At 75.1% G+C, this 24,667-nt stretch carries 14 protein-coding genes and 1 pseudogene; 4 read left to right on the forward strand and 11 right to left on the reverse strand.

Translation table 11 applies throughout. The features are described from left to right. Positions 1–100 precede the first annotated feature (100 nt). Positions 101–1,708, reverse strand: coding sequence for an aspartate aminotransferase family protein (locus ACF1ED_RS16275; RefSeq protein WP_391760861.1), 1,608 nt, complete (start codon positions 1,706–1,708; stop codon positions 101–103). A 309-nt stretch (positions 1,709–2,017) separates the two neighbouring features. On the opposite strand from ACF1ED_RS16275, the pseudogene ACF1ED_RS16280 reads away from it, so the two are divergent. From ACF1ED_RS16280 to ACF1ED_RS16290, 3 genes and pseudogenes are all read left to right on the forward strand, one after another. Further along, a pseudogene (locus ACF1ED_RS16280) lies at positions 2,018–6,718 on the forward strand (SDR family NAD(P)-dependent oxidoreductase); the annotation flags it as partial. A gap of 36 nt (positions 6,719–6,754) precedes the next feature. Beyond that, the gene (locus ACF1ED_RS16285) at positions 6,755–12,409 is read left to right on the forward strand and encodes a thioester reductase domain-containing protein (protein ID WP_391761328.1); all 5,655 of its coding nucleotides are present in this window, start codon (positions 6,755–6,757) and stop codon (positions 12,407–12,409) included. Positions 12,410–12,552: 143 nt separating this feature from the next. Then, a complete protein-coding gene (locus tag ACF1ED_RS16290) occupies positions 12,553–12,912 on the forward strand; it encodes a nuclear transport factor 2 family protein (protein ID WP_391760863.1) in 360 nt (119 codons plus the stop codon). Between the two features lie 119 nt (positions 12,913–13,031). Here the strand turns inward: ACF1ED_RS16290 and ACF1ED_RS16295 are convergent, their stop codons facing one another. From ACF1ED_RS16295 to ACF1ED_RS16315, 5 genes are all read right to left on the reverse strand, one after another. After that, complete coding sequence (locus ACF1ED_RS16295; RefSeq protein WP_391761330.1) at positions 13,032–13,907, reverse strand: hypothetical protein; 876 nt, start codon at positions 13,905–13,907, stop codon at positions 13,032–13,034. 143 nt (positions 13,908–14,050) lie between these two features. After that, the gene (locus tag ACF1ED_RS16300) at positions 14,051–15,238 is read right to left on the reverse strand and encodes a cytochrome P450 (protein ID WP_391760865.1); all 1,188 of its coding nucleotides are present in this window, start codon (positions 15,236–15,238) and stop codon (positions 14,051–14,053) included. A 29-nt stretch (positions 15,239–15,267) separates the two neighbouring features. Continuing rightward, positions 15,268–16,776, reverse strand: coding sequence for a flavin monoamine oxidase family protein (locus ACF1ED_RS16305; RefSeq protein WP_391760867.1), 1,509 nt, complete (start codon positions 16,774–16,776; stop codon positions 15,268–15,270). A gap of 133 nt (positions 16,777–16,909) precedes the next feature. After that, the gene (locus tag ACF1ED_RS16310) at positions 16,910–17,803 is read right to left on the reverse strand and encodes an NAD(P)-dependent oxidoreductase (protein WP_391760869.1); all 894 of its coding nucleotides are present in this window, start codon (positions 17,801–17,803) and stop codon (positions 16,910–16,912) included. Positions 17,804–17,894: 91 nt separating this feature from the next. Continuing rightward, complete coding sequence (locus tag ACF1ED_RS16315; protein WP_391760871.1) at positions 17,895–18,320, reverse strand: YybH family protein; 426 nt, start codon at positions 18,318–18,320, stop codon at positions 17,895–17,897. Between the two features lie 224 nt (positions 18,321–18,544). Between ACF1ED_RS16315 and ACF1ED_RS16320 the strand changes: the two genes are divergently transcribed. Beyond that, positions 18,545–19,078, forward strand: a complete 534-nt coding sequence (locus ACF1ED_RS16320) for a hypothetical protein (protein WP_391760873.1) — start codon at positions 18,545–18,547, stop codon at positions 19,076–19,078. A gap of 24 nt (positions 19,079–19,102) precedes the next feature. Here the strand turns inward: ACF1ED_RS16320 and ACF1ED_RS16325 are convergent, their stop codons facing one another. From ACF1ED_RS16325 to ACF1ED_RS16345, 5 genes are all read right to left on the reverse strand, one after another. Next, a complete protein-coding gene (locus tag ACF1ED_RS16325) occupies positions 19,103–19,942 on the reverse strand; it encodes a BTAD domain-containing putative transcriptional regulator (RefSeq protein WP_391760875.1) in 840 nt (279 codons plus the stop codon). A 172-nt stretch (positions 19,943–20,114) separates the two neighbouring features. After that, positions 20,115–20,837, reverse strand: a complete 723-nt coding sequence (locus tag ACF1ED_RS16330; protein WP_391760877.1) for a 3'-5' exonuclease — start codon at positions 20,835–20,837, stop codon at positions 20,115–20,117. Between the two features lie 88 nt (positions 20,838–20,925). After that, on the reverse strand, positions 20,926–22,212 hold the full coding sequence (locus ACF1ED_RS16335; protein ID WP_391760879.1) for an SAV2148 family HEPN domain-containing protein: 1,287 nt from the start codon (positions 22,210–22,212) through the stop codon (positions 20,926–20,928). A gap of 108 nt (positions 22,213–22,320) precedes the next feature. After that, positions 22,321–23,625: a copper amine oxidase gene (locus tag ACF1ED_RS16340; protein WP_391760881.1), complete on the reverse strand. Its 1,305-nt coding sequence runs from the start codon at positions 23,623–23,625 to the stop codon at positions 22,321–22,323. Positions 23,626–23,689: 64 nt separating this feature from the next. Continuing rightward, positions 23,690–24,550, reverse strand: a complete 861-nt coding sequence (locus ACF1ED_RS16345; RefSeq protein WP_391760883.1) for a Tat pathway signal sequence domain protein — start codon at positions 24,548–24,550, stop codon at positions 23,690–23,692. Positions 24,551–24,667: the final 117 nt, after the last annotated feature.

Raw genomic sequence — 24,667 nt, forward strand, 5'->3', positions numbered from 1 at the left:
CTCTTTCCTTGATGAGAGTTCAGACAACCGCGTTGCAGTTCCGGGCGCGTTCCCCCGCGCCCGGAATTCCCCACCGGTCCATGGATCCGCCGGGCGGCGGCTAGCCCGCCGCAGGCGGCAGGAGCGCGTCCCCGTCCTGGTTCCTCAGGAGCGTGAGCAGGGCGCGCAGCCCGGTCTCCAGGCGGTCGGTCTCGGCGTCGGTGAGGTGGACGGAGGGTTCGAGGCGCAGCGTGTCCGTGGCGCTGGCCGTCGGGAGGATCCGCAGGTCGTGGACGCGCAGCAGATAGCCGGCGAGCGCGTATCCGAGGAGGCCCGCGCGGGACTGCTCGGCGATCGGGGCGGAGGAGGAGCCGGACTGGTCGTGGAGGGCGAGGCCGATCATCAGGCCCCGGCCGCGGACCTCCCTGACGACGTCGGGGAACTCCTCCTGGAGGCGGCGCAGCATGGCCGTGAGGTGGGCGCCGCGCTCGGCGGCCCTGCGGTAGACCGCGCCGCCGTCCGCTTCGAGGAGTTCCACGGTGCGGCCGGCGATCAGGGTGGAGAAGGCGTCCTTGGCGAAGGTCGAGCTGTGCACCAGCTCGAACTCCTTGCGGTAGCGGGAGGTGCGGACCAGGGTGAGGGCCGCCTTGACCAGGCCGCCGCCGAGGCTCTTGGCCAGCGTGATGTAGTCGCCGCGCAGGCCCAGCGGGGCGGCGGCGAAGAAGGTGCCGGTACGGCCCATGCCGCTCTGGACCTCGTCGACGATGACCGGGCAGTCCGCCGCTGCGCAGGCGTCCTGGATCCGCCGGACGGTCTCCCGGTCGAACGGCCTGATGCCCGCCTCGCCCTGGACCGGTTCGAGGACGAAGGCGGCGATGACCGGCAGTTCGTGCTCGACGACCCGCACGCCGGCGGTGTCGGACACGAGGCCGAAGAGCGTCCCGCGCTCCGCTTCGAGGGCCTTGGCCACCGCGTCCGGCTCGTGCACCGGGACGAACCTGCACTGCGCGGCGAGCGCGCCGAAGGGGGTGCGGAAGCCGGCGTTGTGGGTGAGCTGGACGCTGCCGACGAGCTTGCCGTGGAAGGAGCCCTCGGGGGCGAGGAAGACGGGGGCGGCACCGGCCGTGCGGGCGGCGTTGATCCGCCGGATCCCGTCGATCAGCTCGTCGGCGCCGGCGCCGGGGGGCAGTCCCGCCTCGGTGGTGAGCCGGCGGTGGGTGTCGTCGGCGACGAACGGCGTGCCGCCGGCCGCGGCCGCGCGCGCCCGCTCGACGGAGGCGTCGATCTGCGCCGTCAGCTCGCCGAGCCTCATGATCCGGTCGAGCTCGGCGTGCTTCATGGCGATCTCGACGGCCTCGGCGCCGCTGTTCGCGAAGATCGCGGCGTACTCCTCGGCGGGGCCGAGCTCGCGCTTGACGATCGCGTCGATCCGCAGGGCGAGGTCGTTGGCGTAGGGGTGCCGGGAGAACTGCGCGTGCACCGGGACGCCCCGGTCGAGGAGCTCCTTGGCGTAGGCCACGAGCTCGGGGGCGTTGTGCCCGAGGATCGTCGAGCCGTAGCCGCCGACCAGGTCGAGGACCGCCCTCTCGCGGCCCTCCCCGTCCAGGCGGAAGAGCGTGTCCTTCTCCGCCCTGACGTATTCGACGTTCAGTCCGAGCGAGGCGAGCAGGCCCCCGAGGTACGCCTCGGCGAGGTCGCGCTCTTCTGCTTCCGGTGCTTCCGGGCTCATATTCAATCCGATCCCCACCTGAGACGGTCCACTGTGCCTGGAACCGTATCGGCGGGCCGTAACGGCTCCGTAATCCGTCACCCACTGGCACATAAGCCGACGGTCACCGGATTCTTTCCGGCGGCCGGCGACCGGGTAATTACTGGCCGACGGCGGGGACCGGGCGAGAATGCCGAGGAATATGGACTGCATGAATTTTTCTCCGGGAAAGGAAATGACGACCGTGCATGGTGCAGAGGAGTCGGCGGCCACCTCCCCCGAGGCGATCCGGGGAGCTGAGGGCGCATGAGCACCGACGAGAACCAGCTCCGCCAGTACCTCAAGCGCGCCGTCGCCGAGGCGCACGCCGGCCGCAGGAGGCTGCGCGAGATCGAGGAGAAGGAGCGCGAGCCCATCGCCGTCATCGGGATGGCCTGCCGCTACCCCGGCGGCGTCGACTCGCCGGAGCGCCTGTGGCAGCTGGTCGCCGGGGGCGTGGACGCGGTGTCCCCCTTCCCCGAGCACCGAGGCTGGCCGCTGGACCGGCTGTACGACGCGGACCCCGACCGGGTGGGCACGTCCTACACCGACCAGGGCGGGTTCCTGCACGACGCCGACCGCTTCGACCCGGAGTTCTTCGGCATGTCGCCGCGGGAGGCGCTGGCCACCGATCCGCAGCAGCGGCTGCTCCTGGAGACGGCCTGGGAGAGCTTCGAACGGGCCGGCATACCCGCCGACTCCGTGCGCGGCAGCAGGACCGGCGTGTTCGTCGGTTCGATGTACCACGACTACGGGGCCCGCCCCCACCTGCCGCCGGAGGAGTTCGAGGGCTACCTGTACAGCGGCAGCGCGGGCAGCGTGGCCTCGGGCCGGCTGTCGTACGTGTTCGGCCTGGAGGGCCCGGCCGTCACGGTCGACACGGCCTGCTCCTCCTCGCTGGTCGCGCTCCACCTGGCGGCCACGGCGCTGCGCCGGGGCGAGTGCGACCTCGCCCTGGCCGGCGGCGTGACCGTGATGTCCACGCCCCAGGCGTTCATCGAGTTCTCCCGGCTGCGCGGCCTGTCGGCCGACGGGCGGTGCAAGTCCTTCGCGGCCTCGGCCGACGGCACCGGCTGGGCCGAGGGCGCCGGCCTGCTCCTCGTGGAGCGGCTCTCCGACGCCCGCCGCAACGGCCACCGGGTGCTGGCGGTGATCTCGGGCTCGGCGGTCAACCAGGACGGCGCGAGCAACGGGCTCAGCGCCCCCAACGGCCCCGCCCAGGAGCGGGTGATCCGTCAGGCGCTCGCCAACGCGGGCCTGTCGGCCGACGACGTCGACGTCGTCGAGGCGCACGGCACCGGCACCCCGCTCGGCGACCCGATCGAGGCCAACGCCCTGCTCGCCACCTACGGGCGGTCCCGGCCGGACGGCCGGCCGCTGCGGCTGGGCTCCCTCAAGTCGAACATCGGCCACACCCAGGCCGCCGCCGGCGTCGGCGGCGTCATCAAGATGGTCCAGGCCATCCGGCACGGTCTGATGCCGAAGACGCTGCACGCCGAGGACGCCACCCCGCACGTCGACTGGGACACCGGCGCCCTGGCACTGCTCACCGAGGCCCAGGAGTGGCCGGACCTCGACCGGCCGCGCCGCGGCGCCGTCTCCGCCTTCGGGTTCAGCGGCACGAACGCGCACGTCATCGTCGAGCAGCCGCCGCTGCCCGTCCCCGAGGAGGGCCGGGAGGAGGCCCCGGTGGCGGCGCCCGCCGGGCGGCGGAGCCCGATACCGCCCGCGCCGGTCCTGCCGTACGTGCTGTCGGCCCGCTCCCCCGAGGCGCTGCGGGCCCAGGCCCGCCGGCTCTGCGCCTTCCTCGCCGAGCGGCCGGAGCTCGACCTCACCGACCTGTCCCGCTCGCTCGCGACGACCCGCACGGCGCTGCGGCACCGGGCCGTGACGCTCGCCGGGGACCGGGACGAACTCCTGGCCGGTCTCGGCGCGTTCGCCGAGGAGGGCACCGGGGCCGTCCTGGGCGCCAAGGGCGAGGGAAAGCTCGCCTTCATGTTCACCGGCGGCGGCGCCCAGCGCGTCGGCATGGCCCGCGAACTGTGCGCCACCTTCCCGGCGTTCGCGGCGGCCTTCGACGAGGTCTGCGACGCGCTGGACGAGCACCTGCCCCGGCCGCTGCGGGAGGTGATCGCCACCGGCGACGAACTGGACCAGATCGACTACACCCTCGCCGCCCTCTTCGCCGTGGGCGTGGCGCTCTTCCGCCTCCTGGAGACCTGGGGGGTGCGCCCGGACCATCTGGTGGGCCACTCCACGGGCGAGCTGATCGCCGCGCACCTCGGCGGCGTGCTGTCGCTCCCCGACGCCGCCGTGCTGGTGACCGCGCGCGGCCGGCTGATGCGCGCGCTGCCCGAGGGCGGCGCCATGGTCGCCGTCGAGGCCACCGAGGAGGAGGTGCGCGAGACCCTGGACGCCGAGGGACGCGCGGTCATCGGCACGGTCAACGGCCCGCGCGCCGTGGTGCTCTCGGGCGACGAGGACGCCGTGCACGCGGTCGCGGCCGTCTGGAAGGAGCGCGGCCGGTCCGTCAAGGTCCTGCCGATCCTCCGCGCCTCGCACTCGCACCGGATGGACCCGATGCTCGACGAGTTCCGGTCCATCACCCGGGAACTGACCTTCCACCGGCCGAAGTTCGGGATCGTCTCCACGGTGACCGGCGAGGTCGAGAACGGCGACCGCTGGACCTCCGCCGAGTACTGGGTGGAGCAGATCCGCAACCCCGTGCGCTTCCTCGACGCGGTCCGCACCCTGGAGTCCGAGGGCGTGACCACGCTCCTGGAGCTGGGCCCCGACGGCGTCCTGTCGGCCATGGCCGCGGCCGGCGCGGAGCGCGAGGAGACGCTGGCGATCGCCGCGCTGCGCCGCAACAAGCCGGAGCCGCAGACCCTGGTCGCCGCCCTCGGCACCCTGCACGCGCGGGGCGTCCCGGTCGACTGGACGGCCTTCTTCGCCGATTCCGGGGCGGAGCCGGTCGAGCTGCCGACGTACCCCTTCCAGCGCGAGCGGTACTGGCTGGAGCCGCTGGCGGGCACCGCGGCCGGGCCGGGCGCCGACGGCCCGGGCCCGCTCGCCGCCCTCCACCGGCTCGACTGGGTCCCGGACGAGGTCCGGCCGGCCGACGGCCCGGCGGCGTGGGCGCGGCTCGGAGCGGCGCCCGGCGGCGGGGCGGACGGCGTGCCCGTCCACGAGGACCTGCCGGCCTTCGCGGACGCGCTCGCGGCCGGCCGCTCGTACGACGCCCTCGTCGTGCCGCTGGACGGCGGCGGGCCGGGTGCCGGGGACGCGCGCGGGCCGGTGCTGCGGACGGCGCGGCTGCTGCGCGACTGGCTGGCCGACGACCGGTTCGCCGGCGTCCGCCTGGTCCTGGTCACCCGGGGCTCGGTCACCGCGGCCGGCACCGGGACGACCGACCCGGCCGCCGCCGCGGCGTGGGGCTTCGTCCGCTCCGTCCAGGCGGAGGCGCCGGACCGCGTCCTGCTCGTCGACGCGGACCCCGCCGCCGGCCCGGACGCGGAGCCGGTGCCCCCGGCGCTCCTGGCGGCGCTGCTCGCCGCCGACGAACCGCAGGCCGCCGTCCGCGACGGGCACCTCTGGGTGCCGCGCCTGCTCCGGATCCGCCCCTCCGCCCTGCGCGGCGGGGCCGGGCAGCCGGTGTGGGACCCGGAGGGCACCGTCCTGATCACCGGCGGCACCGGGGCGCTCGGCGCCGCCGTGGCCCGCCGGCTGGTGACCGGACACGGCGTCACCCACCTGCTGCTCGCGAGCCGTTCCGGCCCCGGGGCGGCGGGCGCCGGGGCCCTGCGGGAGGAACTGACCGCCCTCGGCGCGACCGTCACCGTGGCCGCCTGCGACGTCGCCGACCGGGACGCGCTCGCCGCGCTGCTCGCGGGCGTCCCGGCCGGCCGGCCGCTGCGCGGCGTCGTGCACGCCGCCGGCGTCCTGGACAACGGCCTGGCCGCGGACCTGACCGAGGAGCAGGTGAACGCCGTGCTGCGGCCCAAGGCCGACGGCGCCCGCCACCTGCACGAGCTGACCGGGGGGACGGACCTCACGGCCTTCGTGCTGTTCTCCTCCTCCGTCGGGCTCCTCGGCGGCCCCGGGCAGGCGAACCACGCCGCCGCGAGCGCCTACCTCGACGGGCTCGCCCAGCACCGGCGCGAGCTCGGCCTGCCGGCCACCTCGGTCGCCTGGGGGCCGTGGGACGCCGAGGGCGGCATCAACGCGGGCCTGGGCGCCGTCGACCGCGCCCGCCTCGCCCGCGACGGCTTCGGCACGCTGGACGTCGCCGGGGGCACGGAGCTGTTCGACGCGGCCGTCGCCGCGGAGCCGGCCCTGCTGGCGGCGACGCCGCTGGACCCGGAGGTCCTGCGGGACCTCGACCGGGTGCCCCCGCTGCTGCGGGCGCTGGTCCCCGCCCGCGACCGGGCGACGGCCTCCCGGGGCGAGCCGTCGATGGCCGAGCGGCTGGCCGGCATGGCCGGTTCCGAGCGCGCGGACTTCGTCCTGGACCTGGTCCGCGGCCGGGTCGCCGCGGTCCTCGGGCTGGGCGACCCGACGGCGGTCGACCCCGGCCAGCCGTTCCGGGAGCTGGGCTTCGACTCCCTGACGGCGGTCGAGATGCGCAACCGGCTGGGCGCCCTCACCGGGCTGCGGCTGCCGGCCACCTCGGTCTTCGACCACCCCACCCCGGCGAAGCTGGCGGCGTTCCTGCTCGGGCTCCTCGGCCCGCGGGACGAGGAGCCCGGGCGGCCCGCCGCGCTCGTCGCCCTGGACGGCCTGGAGGAGGCGCTCGCGGACGGCGGGGCGGCCGCCGGCGCGGACCGCGACGCGATCACCGTCCGGCTGCAGACCCTGCTGTCCCGGTGGCTGGAGACCGGCGCGGCCCCGGCGGACCCGGACGGCGCGCCCGCGGCCGACGCCCTGGAGGCGGCGTCGACCGCCGAACTCCTCGCCTTCATCGACAACGAGCTCGGTCGCGGCCGGGACTGATCCCGCCCGATCCCAGAACAGGTGGACCTTCCGATGGTGGATGAGAACAAACTCGCTGAATATCTGAAATGGGTCACCGCCGACCTGCACAAGGCCCGGCAGCGGATCGCGGAGCTGGAGTCCGGCCGGTCGGAGCCGATCGCGATCATCGGCATGGCCTGCCGCTACCCCGGCGGCGTCCGCTCCGCCGACGACCTGTGGCGGCTCGCCGCGGAGGGCCGCGACGCCGTCACCGGCTTCCCCTCCGACCGGGGCTGGGACGTCGAGGCGCTGTACGACCCCGACCCGGACGTGCCGGGCACGACGTACGCCCGCGAGGGCGGCTTCCTCGACGGGGCGGCCGAGTTCGACGCCGGGTTCTTCGGGATCTCCCCGCGCGAGGCGCTCGCCATGGACCCCCAGCAGCGGGTGCTCCTGGAGACCGCCTGGGAGACCTTCGAGCACGCGCGGATCGCCCCGGCCTCCGTCGAGGGCTCCGGCGTGGGCGTGTTCGTCGGCGCCGTGGAGCAGTCCTACCTCGGGCTCGACGGGCCCCGGGAGCTGGAGGGGTACCTCCTCACGGGGAAGCTGGGCGCCGTCGCCTCGGGCCGGCTCTCGTACTCCTTCGGCTTCGAGGGCCCCTCGATGACCGTGGACACGGCCTGCTCGTCGTCGCTGGTCGCCCTGCACCTCGCCGCGCAGTCGCTGCGCTCCGGCGAGTCGTCCCTGGCGCTGGCGGGCGGGGTGATGGTCGCCGGCACCCCCGGCGGCTTCGTCGACTTCTCGCGGCAGCGCGGCCTGGCCCCCGACGGCCGGTGCAAGTCCTTCGCGGCGGCCGCCGACGGCACCAGCTGGTCGGAGGGGGCCGGGCTGCTCCTGCTGGAGCGCCTCGGCGACGCGGTGCGCAACGGGCACCGGGTGCTGGCGGTGCTGCGCGGCTCGGCGGTCAACTCCGACGGCGCCTCCAACGGCCTGACCGCGCCGAGCGGCCCCTCCCAGGAGCGGGTGATCAGGGCCGCGCTCGCCGGCGCCCGCGTCGACGCCGCCGACGTGGACGCCGTCGAGGCGCACGGCACGGGGACCCGGCTCGGCGACCCCATCGAGGCCCAGGCGCTGCTGGCCACCTACGGGGCCGCGCACACCAGGGAACGCCCGCTGTACCTGGGCTCGCTGAAGTCGAACATCGGCCACTCGGTGGCCGCGGCCGGCGTGGGCGGGGTGATCAAGATGGTGCAGGCGATCCGCCACGGCGAGCTGCCGCGCACCCTGCACCTCGACGAGCCGACCCCGCTGGTCGACTGGTCGGAGGGGACGGTCGAACTGCTCGCCGAGGCGCGGCCGTGGCCGGAGACGGGCGGCCGGCCCCGCCGGGCGGCGGTCTCCTCCTTCGGCGTCAGCGGCACCAACGCGCACGTCATCATCGAGCAGGCCCCGGACGCCGGCCGGGAGCCGGACCCGGAGCCGGCCGGGGGCGCGGCGCCGCCGTTCCTGGCGCTGCCGCTGTCGGCCGCCTCGCCGGCCGCGCTCGCCGCGCGGGCCCGCGGTCTGCTCCCGCTCCTCGCGGACGGCGCCGGGCCGTCCCCGGCCGACCTGGCCCTCTCCCTGGCCACCACCCGCGCGGCGCTCCCCCACCGGGCCGTGGCCGTGGGGGCGGACGCCGGGTCCCTGCGCGACGCGCTCGGACGGCTCGCCGGGGACGGGGCGCGCACCGCGCCGCCGGTGGCCGCCGAGGGCGGCCGGCTCGGCTTCCTCTTCACCGGCCAGGGCGCCCAGCGGGCCGCGATGGGCCTGGGGCTGTACCGGGAGTTCCCGGTGTACGCCGCCGCCTTCGACGCCGTGTGCGCGGAGCTCGACCCCTACCTGGACGCGCCGCTGCGCGAGGTGATCGAGGACGAGGACGCGCTGGCCGGGACCGGTGTCGCCCAGCCCGCCCTGTTCGCGATGGAGGTCGCGCTCTTCCGGCTCTTCGAGTCGTGGGGGGTGGTCCCGGACGTCCTGGTGGGGCACTCGATCGGCGAACTCGCCGCCGCCCACGTGGCCGGGGTGCTCTCGCTGCCCGACGCGGCGGCCGTGGTCGCCGCCCGGGGCGGGCTGATGCAGGCGCTGCCCGGGGGCGGTGCGATGGTCGCGCTCCAGGCCACCGAGGAGGAGCTGGAGCGCCTGCTGCGGGACCACGGCACGGTGGCGCTCGCCGCGGTCAACGGCCCGGTGTCCACGGTGGTGTCCGGCGAGCGCGCGGCGGTCCGCGAGATCGCGGCGACGGTACGGTCCTGGGGCCGCCGCACCAAGGAGCTGCCGGTCGGGCACGCCTTCCACTCGCCGCTCATGGACCCGATGCTGGAGGAGTTCGGGCAGGTGCTGCGGAAGGTCACCTTCCGCCCACCGGCCGTTCCGATCGTGTCCACGCTCACCGGACGGCCCGTCACGGCGGAGGAGCTGTGCGCGCCGGAGTACTGGACGGCCCAGGTGCGCCGGCCGGTCCGGTTCCACGACGCGGTCCGCGCCCTCGCCGGGCAGAACGTGGCCGTCACGCTGGAGCTGGGCCCGGCCGGGGTGCTCTCGGCGCTGGTCGCCGAGGCCTCCCCCATCACGCCCGTGCCGGCCGTGCGCAAGGGCCCGGACGAGGCCCGGGACGTGGTCACGGCGCTGGGCGGGCTCTGGTCCGCCGGGGTGCCGGTGGACTGGACGGCGTTCCTCTCCGGCACCGGGGCGCGGCCGGTGGACCTCCCGACGTACCCCTTCCAGCGGGAGCGGTACTGGGTGACGCACACGGCCCCGGCCGGGACGGCGCTCGGGGAGGCGGCCGGGGAGCCGGTCGAGGAGGCGGTGTTCGGGGTCGGCTGGACGGCGCCCGGCCCGTCCGGAGCGGCCGCCCCGCCGGTCCTGGCGGCCCTGGACCCGGCCGGCACCGCTCCGGCGGGCCTGCCGGAGCCCGCCGGCGGCGTCTTCGCCGGGGTCGCCGAGGCGCTGGCCGCGCTGGACGGGCCGGAGCCGTACGACGCGCTGCTCGTGCCCGTGCTCTCCCCGCCGGACGCGCCGGACGGCGACCTGCCGGCCCGGGCCGAGGAGACCGCGGGGCGGGTGCTCGCGCTGGCCCGGACGTGGCTGGCGGACGAGCGGACCGCCGGCACCCCGCTGGTCGTCCTGACCCGCGGGGCGGTCTCCGCCCTGCCGGACGGCTCGGACGTCACGGACCTGGTGGCGGCCCCCGCGTGGGGACTGCTGCGGTCCGCCCAGTCGGAGGCGCCCGACCGGATCGTGCTGGTCGACGTGGACGACGACGAGCGTTCCGCGGCGGCCGTGCCCGCCGCCCTGACGACCGGTCAGGGCCAGCTCGCCGTCCGCTCCGGGCAGGTGCTCGTCCCCGGCCTGACCACCCTCCCGCGCGCCGGCACCCCGCCGCGCGGCAACGGGTGGCGCCCCGGCGGCACCGTGCTGATCACCGGCGGGACCGGGGCGCTCGGCGCCCTCTTCGCCCGCCATCTGGTCCGCGCCCACGGGGTGACCCGGCTGCTGCTGGTCAGCCGCCGGGGGCCCGCCGCGCCCGGCGCGGACGCGCTGGCCGAGGAGCTCACCGGACTCGGCGCCGAGGTGCGGATCGAGGCCCGCGACCTCGCCGACCGGGCGGAGGTCGCCGCGCTCCTGGCCGGCGTACCGGCGGAGCACCCGCTCAGCGCGGTCGTGCACGCCGCCGGCGTGCTCGACGACGGCCTGGTCCAGGACCTCACCCCGGAGCGGCTCGCCACCGTGCTGGGGCCGAAGGCGCACGCCGCCTGGCACCTGCACGAGCTGACCCTCGGTCAGGAGCTGGACGCCTTCGTCCTGTTCTCCTCCGTGGCGGGCGTGGTCGGCGGCACCGGCCAGGCCAACTACGCGGCGGCCAACACCTTCCTCGACGCCCTCGCCGGCCACCGCGCCGGACTCGGCCTGCCGGCGGCCTCGCTGGCGTGGGGGCTGTGGGCGCACGAGGACGGCATGAGCGGCCACCTGACCCGTACCGAACTCGACCGCATCGCCCGGTCCGGCCTGGGCACCATCTCCGACGGGGCCGGCCCCGCGCTGATGGACCGGGCCCTGCTGGCCGGCCGGCCCGCGCTGGTGGTCACCCCGCTCGACCTGGCGGCGCTGCGCTCCCGCGCCGGCCGGGCGCCGCTGCTGCTGCGCCGGCTGGTCGCCCCCGCCGACGGGGCCGCCCCGGCCGGCGGGGAGCTGCTGCCCGAGCGGCTGGCGGGGCTGACGCCGGAGGGCCGGAGCGAGGCGGTGGCGGAGTTCCTCCGCCGCGAGGTCGCGCTGGTGCTCGGCCACTCCGCCCCGGGCGCGGTCGACCCCCGGCAGCGGTTCGCCGCGATCGGCTTCGACTCGCTCACCTCGGTGGAGCTGCGCAACCGGCTCGCGGAGGCCACCGGGCTCAGGCTGCCGCCCTCGCTGGTCTTCGAGCACCCGACGCCGGGGGAACTGGCGGACCACCTGGGCGCGCTCCTGGCGGCCACGGCCGACGGCGCCGCCGGGCCCGCCGGGGTCGACTTCGCCGCCGAGGTCCGCCTCGACGAGGACGTCCGCCCGGCCGGAAGGACCGACCTCGTGGCCACCGACCCCGGGGAGGTGCTGCTCACGGGTGCCACCGGCTTCCTGGGGGCCTTCCTGCTGCGCGACCTGATGCGCTCGACCCGGGCGGTGGTCCACTGCCTGGTGCGGGGCGACGACCCGGAGGCGGCGGCCGCCCGGCTGTGGGAGGGCCTGGCGTGGTACCGGGTGGCGGACGAGATCGACCCGGACCGGGTCCGCGTCGTCGTCGGCGACCTCTCGGCGCCCCGTCTCGGCCTGTCCGAGGAGGAGTTCGACGGGCTCGCCCGGCGGGCCGACGCCGTCTACCACGCCGGCGCGACGGTCAGCTGGGTCCGGCCGTACGCCGCGCTCGCGGCGGGGAACGTGGGCGGGACCCGGGAGGTGCTGCGGCTGGCCGCGGCCCACCGCACCGTGCCGGTGCACTACGTCTCGACGACCGGCGTCTTCCCCGCGCCGGGTCCCGGCGCCGCCCCGGCGGCCGTCACGGACCCGACCGGCCCCGGTCACCTGCTGCACAACGGCTACCTGCAGAGCAAGTGGGTGGCCGAGCAGGTCATCGGACTCGCCCGGGAGCGCGGCGTGCCGGTGTCGGTCTACCGCGTGGACGTGGTCTGCGGCGACCGCGAGACGGGCGCCTGCCAGACCAAGGACTTCGTCTGGCTGAGCCTCAAGGGGCTGCTGGAGACCGGCGCGGTGCCGGACGGCCTGGCCGGCGTCCTCCACATGGTGCCGGTGGACTACGTCAGCGGGGCGATCGTGACGCTGTCCCGCCGGAGCGACGCGGCGAACCGCACCTTCCACCTCTACAACCGGCAGGACCAGACGTTCACCGACTTCGTCGGCCACCTCCGGTCCTTCGGCTACGAGCTGCCCGAGCTGGACTGGGAGTCGTGGTCGGCGCGGGTCCGCGCGGACCGGAGGAACGCGGTGGCCCCGCTGCTCGACTCGTTCGAGGGCATGAACGCGGGTGCGGGCACGACCACCTATCCGCCGATCGACGTCTCGGAGACCGAGCGGGCCCTGGCGGACACCGGTCTGGTCTGCCCGCCGGTCGACCGGGCGCTGTTCGCCACCTACGTGGACTTCTTCGTCCGGGCCGGGTATTTCCCGCCCCCGGGCCCCGCGGGGGACCGCGCTTCGGAATGACCTCATGAATTCGGCCGCCTTCCGGACAATCGTCCGGGAGGCGGCCGAATTCTTTCCCGTTGATTCCGGGCACACCTGACGAAGGGCCACGAAGAATCCCGCGGGCCGATTCCCGGCCCTTGTCCCTGTTGTAGCCTGCGGATATGGACAAGAAGGCCGCGACCCTACTGGTCGAGAAGTACATCGCGATGTGGAACGAGACGGACCAGGGACTCCGGCGGGCCCTGGTCGCCGAGGTCTTCACCCCGGAGGGCACCTACACCGACCCGGTGGCGGACGCCGCCGGGCACGCCGAGGTCGACGCCTATCTGGCGTCGGCGCAGAAGAACTTCCGGGGCATGGGCTTCACCTTCGGCACCGTCCTGGCCCACCACGACGCCGTGCACTTCACCTGGCGGGTCGGCCCGGCCGGCCGGCCGCCGGTGGCCAGCGGCTCCGACGTCGCCTGGGTGGCGCAGGACGGCCGGATCGGCCGGCTGTACGGCTTCTTCGACGGCTTCTGACGGACGGCGGACGGTTTCCGGCGGACGGTTTCCGACGGACGCGGCCCCGGCCGACGGACGCGGCCCCGGAGCTCTGGTGAGCTCCGGGGCCGCGCGCGTGCCGGGACGGGACCGGCGGGTCAGGAACCGGGGGTCCGCGGGGGACCGGACCGCAGCGCCGCGAGGACGCCGGCCGCGGTGGCGGCCAGGACCAGGCCGGCCGCCGCCAGCGTGGTCCCGTCCGGGTCGAGCAGCGCCTGGCCGCGCAGCGCCTGCCAGAGGATCAGCGCGAAGACCGCCGCGTACGCCCCGGCGGCGACCAGCACCAGCCGCAGCCGCACCCGGTCGTCGGCGAGCCGCGCGAAGCGCGGGGCCAGCACCGCGAGCAGCAGCACCAGCAGCGGCAGCAGCTGGAGCGCGTGCATGCCGAAGAAGTGCGGCACCCGCAGGTCCCCGCCGGCCGTCGACCAGCCGGTCAGCGCCATGCCGGGGCCGCCGTCCGGCACGCCGACGCTGTGCGCGCCCACCACGTCGGTGACGCCCGCCTCCTGTCCCGGCGCCGGCCGGTCCATCAGGAAGCCGACGGCGGTCCCGGCCAGCGCCAGCACGATGCCGCAGCGCATCGCCCAGGCCGAGGCCCGGTCGGCGAGCCGGGCCCGGACCAGCAGCACCGCGAGGGTGAGGGTGGCCAGCCACAGCAGGATGACCGTCCCTCCCATCACGTTGTAGAGCGTCGCGTCGAGCGGGGTGGCGTAGTTGAAGTGGCTGCGCCTGCCCCGCGCCGCCTGCCCCGAGATGATCACGATCTCGATGACGCTGCCCGCCGCGACGACCGTCCCCGCCCACCGGACGAGGCGCCGGCGCCCGGGGACGAAGGCCACCATCCAGGCCAGGGTGAGGCAGAAGGCGGCGAAGGAGAGCGAGAACTTGAACGGCTTGAGCCAGATCGGGGCGTCGAGCAGGACGCGGTCGTCGACGACGAGACCCACGGCGGAGACGACCGCCGCGGGCACCATCACCGCCGCCGCCAGCAGGAGCGGCCGGTGCCACGACCGCCACCCGGCCGGCGCCTCCCCCTCCGCGGGGGGCGCGGAGGGGGTCACGGACGCGGAGGGCTTCGATGACAAGGACATGACTTCCTCGGATGCGGTCGGCCGGCTCAGCCGGAGACTCGTACGGGCAGCCGCCGGGGGCAGATGATCTGCATCGGGTCCTCGAACTCGACGCCGGCGGCGTGGTCCACGGTGATGCTCTCGAAGCGGTCGAACAGCGCGTCGAGCGCGATCCTGGCCTGGAGCCGGGCCAGCGGGGCCCCCAGGCAGAAGTGCGCGCCGAGCCCGAAGGCGATGTGCCCGCTGGTGTCGCGGTGGATGTCGAAGCGGTCCGGGTCCGGGAAGCGCCGCGGGTCGCGGTTGGCCGCGCCCGACCAGAGCGTCACCAGCTCGCCCTCGCCGATCGTCCGCCCGCACAGCTCGGTCTCGGCGGTGGTGACGCGCACCAGGCGGGCGAAGGGCGGGTAGAGCCGCGTCAGTTCCTCGACGGCGTTGGGCAGCAGCGTGCGGTCGGCGCGCAGGGCGGCGAACGCCTCGGGGTCGCGGTCGAAGGTGAGGACCGCGTTGCCGAGCAGCGCCATCGAGGCGGCGTGGCCGGCGAAGAGGGTGAGTCCGATCAGGCCGATCAGGTCGCCGTCCCGCAGGGGCGCGTCGTCGATGGTGGCGCGGGTGAGCATGGTGATCACGTCGTCGCCGGGGTTCTCCCGGCGCCTGCGCACGTGTTCCAGGATGTAGGCGTTCATCTCCCGCAGGGCGGGGACGATCTCGCCGGCCATCACCTCGGGCGGCACCGTGGCGGCGTCGAGCGCGCCCAGCGCGTCGCCCCAGCCCCGGTACATCGGGACGTCCTCGGCCGGCAGTCCGAGCATCTCGGCGACGACCAGGATCGGCAGCGGGTAGGCCACCTCCCCGATGAGGTCGAAGCCGTCCGAGTCGGACACGGCGTCGAGCAGTCCGGCCATGGTCCGCTCGATCCGCCCGGCGAGCCCCGCCACGGCGCGCGGGGTGAAGGCGCCGCTGATCGCGCGGCGCAGCTTCTTGTGGTGGGGGGCGTCGCTGGTGACCAGGTTGCCCATGAGGAAGAGGTCGAAGTCGGGCTGGGGGTCGTTGTACAGCCGGACCGTGTCCGAGGAGAAGGTGGTCGGGTCGGTGAGCACGCGGGTGATGTCCGCGTGGCGGAAGAGCTGCCAGCCGTAGGTGTCGTCGTGGTGGACCGGGTGCTTCTCGTGCATCTCGCGGAACCAGGCGAACACCTCGTCCACCGGTTCGGTGACGGATCGCTGGGACGTCGTCATGGTCACCCCTGTGGTGAGGTCGTGGACGGTCAGAGGCCGATCATCGAGCGGTAGACCCTGCGGTCGACGCGCGGCACCGCGATGCCGTGGGTGGCGGGGGCGGCGGCCGGCAGCGGGGCCAGGGTGGGCGAGCCGGCGACCCGCAGGCCGGACTCGATGGCGCCGTCCATGTAGCCGGTCCAGCCGAGGGCCAGGTCGTCGCCGCAGAACTTGATCCTGCCGAGCGGCTGGGCGATCGCCCGGTGCAGCGCGGTCAGCTGGCCGGGGCTGCGGTAGGTGGGGCCGCCGAGGGAGAACTCGTCGGCCTGCCAGTCGCAGGCGGTGTACGAGCGCAGCGTCGCCGAGGGGACGACGCGGCGGACGGCGGCCTCCACGGCGGCGTGGCTGGCGAGGTCCAGGGTGGGGTCGACGGTGAAGGCGACGACGGGGGCGTCGTCGTTCATCCGGCCCATGATGACGAAGGGGTGGTCCTCGGGGGCCTCGGCGAGGAAGCGGTCGGTGGGCGTCGCCAGGTCGAGCCAGACCTTCTTCTGCCGGGGGACGCCGTAGCCCTGCTGGGTGGCCGTCCGGTGGGCCTGCGGGAGGCCGGGGCTGAAGGTGATCCGCTTCCAGACGTTGACGGGGACGGCCATGACGACCTCGTCAGCGCGGTAGGAGAGGCCGGCCCGGGTGACGACGGTGACCCGGCCGTTCGCCTCGGTGACGGAGGCGACCGGGGAGTTCAGCTTGAGGTCGGGGCGGCCCTCCGCGAGGATCGCGCCGGCCAGCGCGGCGGTGCCCCGCTCCATGCGGTAGGTGTTGATCCCGGAGAAGCCGGTGTAGTTCCAGCCCGCCAGCGCCCACCACTGGGCCAGCTGGAGCAGGGAGCCGCGCGCGGTCGGCGCGCCGTACAGGCCGGTGGTGCTGGTCATCCGGATCTCGTCCTCGGGCGCGTAGGCCAGCTGGTCGAGCCGGTCGCGCAACGAGAAGCCGTCGAGCGGGGTGATCAGGTCCTCGCGGGTGAAGGGCGCGTAGGGCCGGGGGAAGTACTCGCGCGCACCGTCGAAGAAGGGCGTGAACAGCTCGCCCTGCCGGGTGTAGGCGGTGACCGGGTCGGACTCGGCGAAGCCCGTGGTGGTCGGCATGAGGACCCGCTCGGGGCCGGCGTCGGCGACGACGTTCAGCCGGTAGCGGGATATCTCGCGCCAGACGTGCGGCTGGAGCGGGTCGACCCAGGCGCCGCCGCGCTCGATCTCGTAGTCGTTGAAGCGGTCGGTCCAGGTGCGGCCGCCGATCCGGTCGCGGGCCTCCAGGAGGAGGACGCGGCGGCCCTTGGCCCGCAGTTCGCGGGCGGCGACGAGGCCGGCCAGGCCGGCGCCGACGACGATGCTGTCGTAGGTGGTGCGGGCGGTGAGGTCGGCGCCTTCGGCGGCCTCGGCGAGCGTGGGCAGGCCGGTGGCGAGCGCCGTGCCGGCGATGGCGAGGCCGCCGGACCTCAGCGCGGCTCTGCGGGATATCGCCGAGCGGGAGGTGGCCTTCGGGCCACGGTCGGTGAACATGGATGGATCCCCCGTGAACATGTCGGTTGCGGTGTGGGTGTCGGACGGACGTGGGCACGGCGGAGCCGGGAATCCGGGGCGCGGCGGGGCGTCGACGGGTTCCCGGCTCGTGGTGCCGGTGTGCGGTTCGGGATCAGGCGGAGGGCTTGCGGAACTGCTTGATCAGCGCGGCGTAGCTGTTCTCCGCGTCGCCGGCGGCGACGGCGCGCTTGGCCAGCTCCAGGAAGAAGCGGGGCATCTCGGCGTTGACGCCGAGGGTCTCGCTCTCCTCCACCAGGTGCGTCATGCCGCCCACGTGGACGTTGACGGTGGCGTCGGTGGCCGGGTACTCGCCGGCGTCGATCTGCTGGGCGTAGGCGGAGGCGTACTCGGCGGTCACGTTGATCGCGGTGACGGCCAGCTCCGCGAAGGTGGACGCCTTGACGTTCGCGGTGCCGAGCAGCGCGGCGCCGTGGAGGAAGCTGTTGAGGACGCCCCACATGATGCTGAGCACGGACAGGTCGTAGAGGGCGGACAGGCCGTGGTCCTCGTCCAGGTAGACGGTCGCCTCGGCGCCGAGCACCTCCAGGGTGGCCCGGTGCTCCTCGAACGCGGCCTGCGGGCCGGCGTACAGCAGGGTGGCCTCTTCGGTGCCGATCGCGTGCGGCAGGGCCAGGATGGCGCCGTCGAGGTAGGCGGCGTCGAGCTTCTTCGCCCACTCGGCGGTCTCGCGCGCCTGGGTGGAGCTGGCCGTGGTCAGGTTGACCAGGGTGCGGCCGGCGAGCGAGCCGCCGACCGGGCCGAGGAGCTGGTGCACGGCGTCGTAGTCGGAGACGCAGACGACGACGAGCGGGCTCGCCTCGACCGCGCTCTCGACCGAGTCGGCGAGGACGGCGCCGCGGGCGACGAGCTCGTCGGCCTTGGCGGCGGACCGGTTCCAGACGGTGGTGGGGTGGCCCTTGGCCAGGAAGGCGCCGGCGAGGGCCTGGCCCATGAGGCCCAGGCCGATGACGGTGACCGGGGTGCCGGAGGCGGGAAGGGTGGACACAGGGGTACTCCGTACGTCGTGCGGCGGGGTGCGCCGCGTCGGTTCTGATCGGTGGTGGGGTTCGCTCCCCGGCGGGCGTCCGGGCGGGCGGTCAGCCCTGGGCCGCGCCCTCGGCGTCCCAGGGGCCGCTGACGCCGAACGGGTTGTCGACGACGTAGCGCCAGTAGCCGTCCTCGCCGCGGTGCAGGACGTCGATGGCCACGCCCTTGAGGAGCTCCGGACGGCCGTCCTCGTCGAGCGCGGCCATCTGCCACTCGACCACCAGCTGGGCGGTGTCGCCGACCACCAGCTGCTGGCGGACCGTCGCGTCGACGGTGGGCCTGCGCTTCTTCAGGAACTCGACCACGTACTCCCGCCGGGCATCGCCGTAGAGCGGAAACCCGGGCTCCCACATTCCGAGCGCATTGTCGACGTACATGGCATTGACCGCGTCCGCGTCGCCGGAGTTGAACGCTATTCCGAAAGCCTCCTGGTGCTTTTCTATGTCGGTCACCAGCGTGTAATTGGCATCGGTCACGGCGCATTCACTCCATTCATGTCTGCAACACCTGCGGAAATCCGATCCGGACGATACCAGCGGTCCCTTCCCACCCCGGTCTCCTGCCAGTAATCGCCCTTCCTCCCGTCATCGGGGTTTCCGATTACCGGGGAATGACCACCGGTCGGGTTCGGTGGGAACCGGGTTCGCCGAAAGCGGTTCGGCGAACCGTCGGCAGACGAATGCGCGGGGGCGTAGGGGAAATGCCAGGCCGAACGGGGGACCACGCGGAGGGGGCGGGCGCGGGGGCGACGGCGCTCGGGCGGAGCTTCGCGGCGGCGTTGTCCGAGGGGCTGTCGCGGTCGGTGGCGTCGCGCGCGTACGCGCTGCCCGGGAGGCCCGCCGCCGGCCCCGCGCTGCCCGACCCCTACGCGGACGCGGTCCTGCGCCGCTTCGTGGAGGCGCTGCCCGCGGTCGCCGCCGGGGACGGCCGGTACGGCTCCGGGGCGCGGGCCGCGTCGGTGCGCCGGGCCCGGGAACTGCTGCGGGGCGCCTTCGGGCTCGCCGCGCCGGGCGGGCACCCGGGTCCGTCCGCGCCGGAGGGGACGGCCGCCCCGGACGGGGCCCCGGCCGCCGGGGACGAGGCGGCGGTGGTCACGCTGCTGCTGGAGTGCGCGGTGCGGGCGGTGCTGGAGGAGGGGCCGTTCGAGGGGTCGGCGCGGCGGCCGCCGGAGCTGGTGCGGGCGCTCGGGCGCCGGCTGCGCGAGGTGTCGCGGGAGCCGGTGCGGGGCGGCTGAACGGCTCCTCGGGCCGGCGGCGGGTCAGCTGGCGGCGGCGGACGGCCACAGCGGGGTGACGTGCGGCTGCGGCCCCACTCCCCGGCGGGCGACCGTCCGGCTGCCGTCCTGGTCGGCGGAGTGCAGGATCTCGGCCTGCAGGCGCCGCAGCTCGGCGGAGGGTTCGAGGCCGAGCTCGCTCTTGAGGATCGTGTAGAGGCGCCGGTACGCGTCGAGGGCCTCGCCCCGGCGGCCGGCCCGGTGCAGGGCCGAGATGAGCTGGCCGTGGAACCACTCGTGCAGCGGGTGGTCGTTGACGAGGGTGCGCAGTTCGGGGAGGAGCTCGCGGTGGCGTCCGAGCCGTATCTCGGACTCGACCCACAGTTCCAGGGCGCGGATCCGCAGCTCCTCCATGCGGGCGACGCGGCCGGTGAGCACCGGTCCGACCTGGACGTTGGACAGCAGGGGGCCGCGCCACAGCCTCCTGGCCTCGACGAGGCGTTCGGCGGCGGTCTCCGGGAAGCCCTGGGAGAGTTCCCGCTGGGCCTGCCGCACGAGCCGTTCGAAGACGTGCGCGTCGGTCCGGCCGCCGTCGATGTCGAGCCGGTAGCCGGGGACCTGGGTGAGGAGCGGCCGGTGGTCGGCGGCGGGCAGGGCCTCGTCCAGCATGCGGCGGGCGTGGTAGACGTGGGTCTGCAGGATCTTGGGGGCGTTCCCCGGCGCGTTCTCGCCCCACAGCTCTCTGATCAGCGTGTCGGTGGCCACGGCCTCGCCCGGCTGGAGGGCGAGCACGGCGAGCATCTGGCAGATCTTCGGGGCCTTCGGCGTGTGGGTCCGGCCGTCACCGGTCACGATCTCGAAGGGGCCGATGAGGTTGAACTGCACGGAGCGCTCCTACTCCGGCGCCTGGGCGCCTGGTGGGGGTCCCGGCATCGTAGGAACGGTTCGCGCGCCGGCACGGGCGCTCCGGACCGAGAATGTCACCTTGCCGGACGGGCAGTGGGCGGTCGTCCGCGCGCCTCTCCGGTCCGGCCCCCTTCCGCCCCTGAGCCGCAGGTCAGCGGGTGCGCACCGGCTCGCCGCGCAGCGGCCACACCGGGTCGACGACGGCGTCCGGGTCGCCCTTGCGCCGCAGGAAGTCCTGGAAGTCCTCGGCCCAGGCGCGGTACCAGCCGATCTGCCGCTCGTGCAGTTCGGCCGGGGAGAGGGCGGCCACCTTCGGGTGGCGCCCGGCTATCGCGAGGGCGACCCGGACGGCGGCGAGGGCGTCGGCGGAGGCCTGGTGGGCGCTGGTGAGCTCCACGCCGTACTCGCCGCAGACCGCTTCCAGGGTGCGCTTGCCGCGCCGGTAGCGGTCGACGGCCCGGTCGATGGTGTACGGGTCGAGGACGGGGCCGATGCCGGTGCCGCCCAGCCGCTCGGCGAGCGAGGGCAGTCCGTGCCGGCGCAGCTCGGCGGAGAGCAGGGTGAGGTCGAAGGAGGCGTTGTACGCGACGACGGGGACGCCCTGGGACCAGTAGCCGGTCAGGGTCTCGGCGATCTCGTCGGCGACCTCGCGGACCGGGCGGCCCTCGGCGGCGGCGCGCTCGCCGCTGATGCCGTGGATGGCCGCGGCCTGCTCGGGGATGGGGACGCCGGGGTCGGCGAGCCAGTCCCGCTGCCGGACCACCTCGCCGCGGTGGACGCCGACGACCGACGCGGTGACGATGCGGGATTCGAGCGGGTCCGTCCCCGTCGTCTCCAGGTCGAAGCCGACCAGTGGTTCCCCATGCCAGGCCATCGGGTCCTCCTTACGTGATCTCCCCCGTTGGTGTTGACACCTTCGCACGCGCCACTGACAACGTCGCCGCGGGGTGCGGGGCGGGGGGTCAGGAAACGGGGCGGGAGTCGAGCCAGACGGACTCGAACTCCTCCCGGTAGGTCTCGAAGAGCCCGTGGTCCGCGTCGCGTCCGGGGGCGTCCTGGCGGACGACGGTCCGGCCGCCGCCGCGCAGCACCAGGACGGGCGCCTCCATGCCGCGGGCCCTGCGGAGGTAGGACTGGACGACGCCGACGCCGTCGGGGCCGTCGCCGTCGACGAGGTAGGCGGTGAAGCGGGGGGTCTCGTCGAAGACGTGGATCTGGAAGGCGTCGGGGTCGCGGAGCTTGGAGCGGACCCGGCGCATGTGCAGGATGTTCATCTCGACGGAGCGGCTCAGCTCGCCCTTGCGGATGCCGAGCTCCCGCTCCCGGCGCTTGACGGCGCTGCTGGCGGGGTTGAGGAAGAGGAGCCGTATCCGGCAGCCGGACTCGGCGAGGCGGACCATGCGGCGGCCGGAGAAGTTCTGCACGAGCAGGTTCAGGCCTATGCCGGTGGCGTCGAGGCGGCGGGCGCCGCCGAAGAGGTCCTCGGCGGGCAGCTGGCGCTGGAGCCGGACGCGGTCGGGGTGGACGGAGACGACGTCGGCGTACCGGTCGCCGACGAGGTCCTCGACGGCGTCGACGGGGAGCCTGTCGGCGGAGGGGACGCCGGCGCCGCTGCCGAGGATCTCCAGGATGCGGGCGGAGGCCCGTTCGGCCTGGGCGAGCACGGTGGGCGACAGGGCCCGGTTGCGGGAGACGACGTTGCGGGTCACCTCCAGCTCGTCGAGGGCGAGCTCGACCTCGCGCCGGTCGTCGAAGTAGGGCTCGAAGCAGGGCCAGTGCTGGACCATCAGCTCGCGGAGCTGGGGCAGGGTGAGGAAGGAGAGGACGTTGTCGTCGGCGGGGTCGAGGAGGTAGCCCTTGCGGCGGGAGACCTCGCGGACGGCGACGGCCCGGCGGACCCATTCCTGGCCCGCCGGACCGGCGGCGGCGACGACCCACTCGTCGCCGTGGACGGGTTCGTAGACGGGTCTGAGGACGGCGGCGACGACGGCCCGCATCCGCTGTTCGACGAGGTTGAGCCAGATGTAGGCGCGGCCGGCGCGCTGGGCGCGGGTGCGGACCTCGCTCCACGCCTCGGCGCCCCAGTCGAGCTCGGCGCCGATCTCCACGGGGCGGGCCACCGGGACCGCGCCGGGGGGTGCGGCCGGGCCCGCGGGGAGGATCACCGTGGGCGGCGCCTCCCCGGGGTCGGCCGGTCCCCCCTCGTGACCCGCGTCACCTGGGGGCAGCTCAAGACCTCCCGAGCCCACCCGCGCACCGCCTTCTGCTCCGGACCCTCGTACCGATTCTTCCGACAAGATCAAGGAAGGGTACTCCGCGAGCGGGAGGCGGTGCAGCAGGATCGGTCGTCGGAATGTTCAACTCCGGTTGTCGGGCTGTCCGTTCTGCGAGGCGAGATCGGCCGGAGTGAGGGGATTCATAGCGGTTGCGTCCCTGGGGGCGAGCTGGAAGCCCTGCCAGTGGACGGGCATGGGCTGCTGGTCCTCGTCCCGGGCGATGTGGTGGAACCCGATGTTGACCCACACGGTCGGTTTGGCCAGAGTCTCCCCGTTGACCCATTTGTCCACGCTGTCGCCGGCACCGGCCGGGCAGTTGCCGATGTTGTCGCTGGCGTACTGCTCGCAGGCGCGGGACTGGGTGAAGTAGACGTCGTGCTTGGTGAAGCCGCGGCCGGCGTGGGTGTCGGTGCGGCCGGGGACGATCTCGTAGCTGCGGGCGTGGCCGTCGGCGTTCTTGCCGGTGCCGCTGACCACCCGCCACCAGCGCATGTTCTTCGCGTCGCCGGCGAGCTCCTTGGTGACGGCGGTGCGCCGGGTCTTCACCGTGGGGCTGCCGTCGCCGGTGGGCGGGGTGACGGTGGAGTCGTACTGCTCGATGCGGTCCTTGCCGCCGTCGAGGCCGAAGTCGAGCTTCCAGAAGACGTTGTGGGCGTGGCTGGTGGCGTAGCCCCGGGCGCCCTTGCCGATGGGCCAGCCGCGGCCGTCGGTGGCGTTGTAGTCGACGGGCGAGAGGCTGCCGGTGGCGCCGACGTTGGCGCCGATCGTGCCGTCGGAGGAGAAGCGCCACTCGGAGATGTACTCGTACCAGCCGACCTTGTTGACGGTGTAGACGAGCAGGTCCTTGGCCTGGGCCTGGTAGACGCCGGAGCCGCTGTCGCTGGCCATCCGGTAGGCGTGGCCGCGGGCGCGGGTGGTGGTGCAGAGGCCCTTGACCGTGCCGGCCTCGGGGACCTTGACGGAGGAGAGGGTGCCGCCGGGGCATTCGGCGGGCTTGAGGTCCTGCAGGCCCCAGCCGAAGCCGGCGCCGGTGAGGTCGTCGTACTCGGCGCCGCCGTCGTCGTAGGGCACGTGGATCTGGGCGAGCCGGGCGGTGCTGAGGACGCGGACGGGGGCGCCGCCGGGCGGCTGGTAGGTGACCCGGTCGAGGATCAGGCCCGCGTCGGTGCTGTAGCGCCAGCACATGTCCCAGGACGCGCCGCCGTCGAGCTTCTTGGTGATGCGGTACGCGGGCGAGCAGGCGGGCTGCTGGGGCCGGGCGGTGGGGCCGGGGGCCGGCGCGGCGGGCGCGGCGGGCGCGGCCGCGGCGGTGGCGGTGCCGAGGAAGGCGGTGGCGGCGAGGGCGGCGAGGATCCCCCTGGCTCGCCGGTGGTGCCGGTCGGTCATGCGGACGTGCTCCTTGCGTACGGGCCCCGCGGACGGGGCGGGTGACGACGGCGGGCGGCGGTGGTCAGCCGACGCGGACGACGTTCTTCGCGGAGAGGTCGACGATCAGGTTGCGGGTGTCGATCCAGGCGCCGTTGCGCACCTTGGTGACGAGCCGGACGCAGCGGTGCTCGCCGCAGCGGGAGAGCGCCTCGGGGACGTTCCTCTCGCGGTGGGTGCGGTAGACGTCGCCGTTGAACCAGAGCTGGTCGGGGCTCTTGAGTTCGGTGCCGGTGGCGTCCCGGTAGTCCTCCGCGACGCCCTTGCCGAGGGGGCTCGCGAGGATGAGGCCGAGGGCGGCGCGCAGTTCCTCGGGGTGGGCCGAGGGCTGCACCCCCCGGCTGGTGGCGGTGGCCACGACCTTGCCGGTGGTCAGGTCGACGGTCCGGGTGACGAGCTCGTCGCGCGCGTAGTCGTAGGAGCGGACCTGGGCGCGGCGGTCGCCCTCCCGGCCGGGGACCGGGTCGGCGAGTTCGGTGCCGAGGTGCTGCGGCCGGCCGCGGTCGCCGTCGACGTCCTGCCGGGCGGCGGTGTCGGACGGGCCGAGGGCGAGCGTCCGGGCCCGGGCCAGTTCGGTGTCGGTGAGCGGATCGGTGCCGGTGCCCCGGTCGCCCTCGGCCGCGGCCGGGGCGACGGTGGCGGGGGCGAGCGCGGCGGCCCCCCGGCCGCCCGTTCCCTCCGCGCCCCCGGCGCCTTCCGTCCCCCGCGCGCCGGCCGGCGCGCCGGTGCCGGGCGCTGCGGCCGGGCCGGCCGCGCCGCCGGCGGGGGTGTCCTCCGCCCCGGCCGTGCCCGGCAGGCTGATCGCGACCGCGGCGGCGGTGCCGGTCACCGCCATGGCCGCTCCGGCCACCACCTTCCCCAGGTGGCGGCGCACTATTTCGTACACATTTCCCCCTCTATCCCCCGCTTGGTCTGCGGTCACCCGGTAGGACGGGGCGAAATCCCGGGAGGTTGCGCCTCTTTCGGGCAGGATCTGGCCGAAGAGCACCCCCGTACCCGGACA

Origin of the sequence: Streptomyces sp. NPDC014656 (assembly GCF_043084305.1) — a bacterium.
Taxonomy (GTDB): Bacteria; Actinomycetota; Actinomycetes; order Streptomycetales; family Streptomycetaceae; genus Streptomyces.

Coding starts and splice junctions, on each gene's coding strand:
- ACF1ED_RS16275 (WP_391760861.1), bottom strand. CDS start 1,708: ATGAGCCCGGAAGCACCGGAAGCAGAAGAGCGCGACCTCGCCGAGGCG.
- ACF1ED_RS16290 (WP_391760863.1), top strand. CDS start 12,553: ATGGACAAGAAGGCCGCGACCCTACTGGTCGAGAAGTACATCGCGATG.
- ACF1ED_RS16295 (WP_391761330.1), bottom strand. CDS start 13,907: ATGGTGCCCGCGGCGGTCGTCTCCGCCGTGGGTCTCGTCGTCGACGAC.
- ACF1ED_RS16300 (WP_391760865.1), bottom strand. CDS start 15,238: ATGACGACGTCCCAGCGATCCGTCACCGAACCGGTGGACGAGGTGTTC.
- ACF1ED_RS16305 (WP_391760867.1), bottom strand. CDS start 16,776: ATGTTCACCGACCGTGGCCCGAAGGCCACCTCCCGCTCGGCGATATCC.
- ACF1ED_RS16320 (WP_391760873.1), top strand. CDS start 18,545: ATGCCAGGCCGAACGGGGGACCACGCGGAGGGGGCGGGCGCGGGGGCG.
- ACF1ED_RS16330 (WP_391760877.1), bottom strand. CDS start 20,837: ATGGCCTGGCATGGGGAACCACTGGTCGGCTTCGACCTGGAGACGACG.
- ACF1ED_RS16340 (WP_391760881.1), bottom strand. CDS start 23,625: ATGACCGACCGGCACCACCGGCGAGCCAGGGGGATCCTCGCCGCCCTC.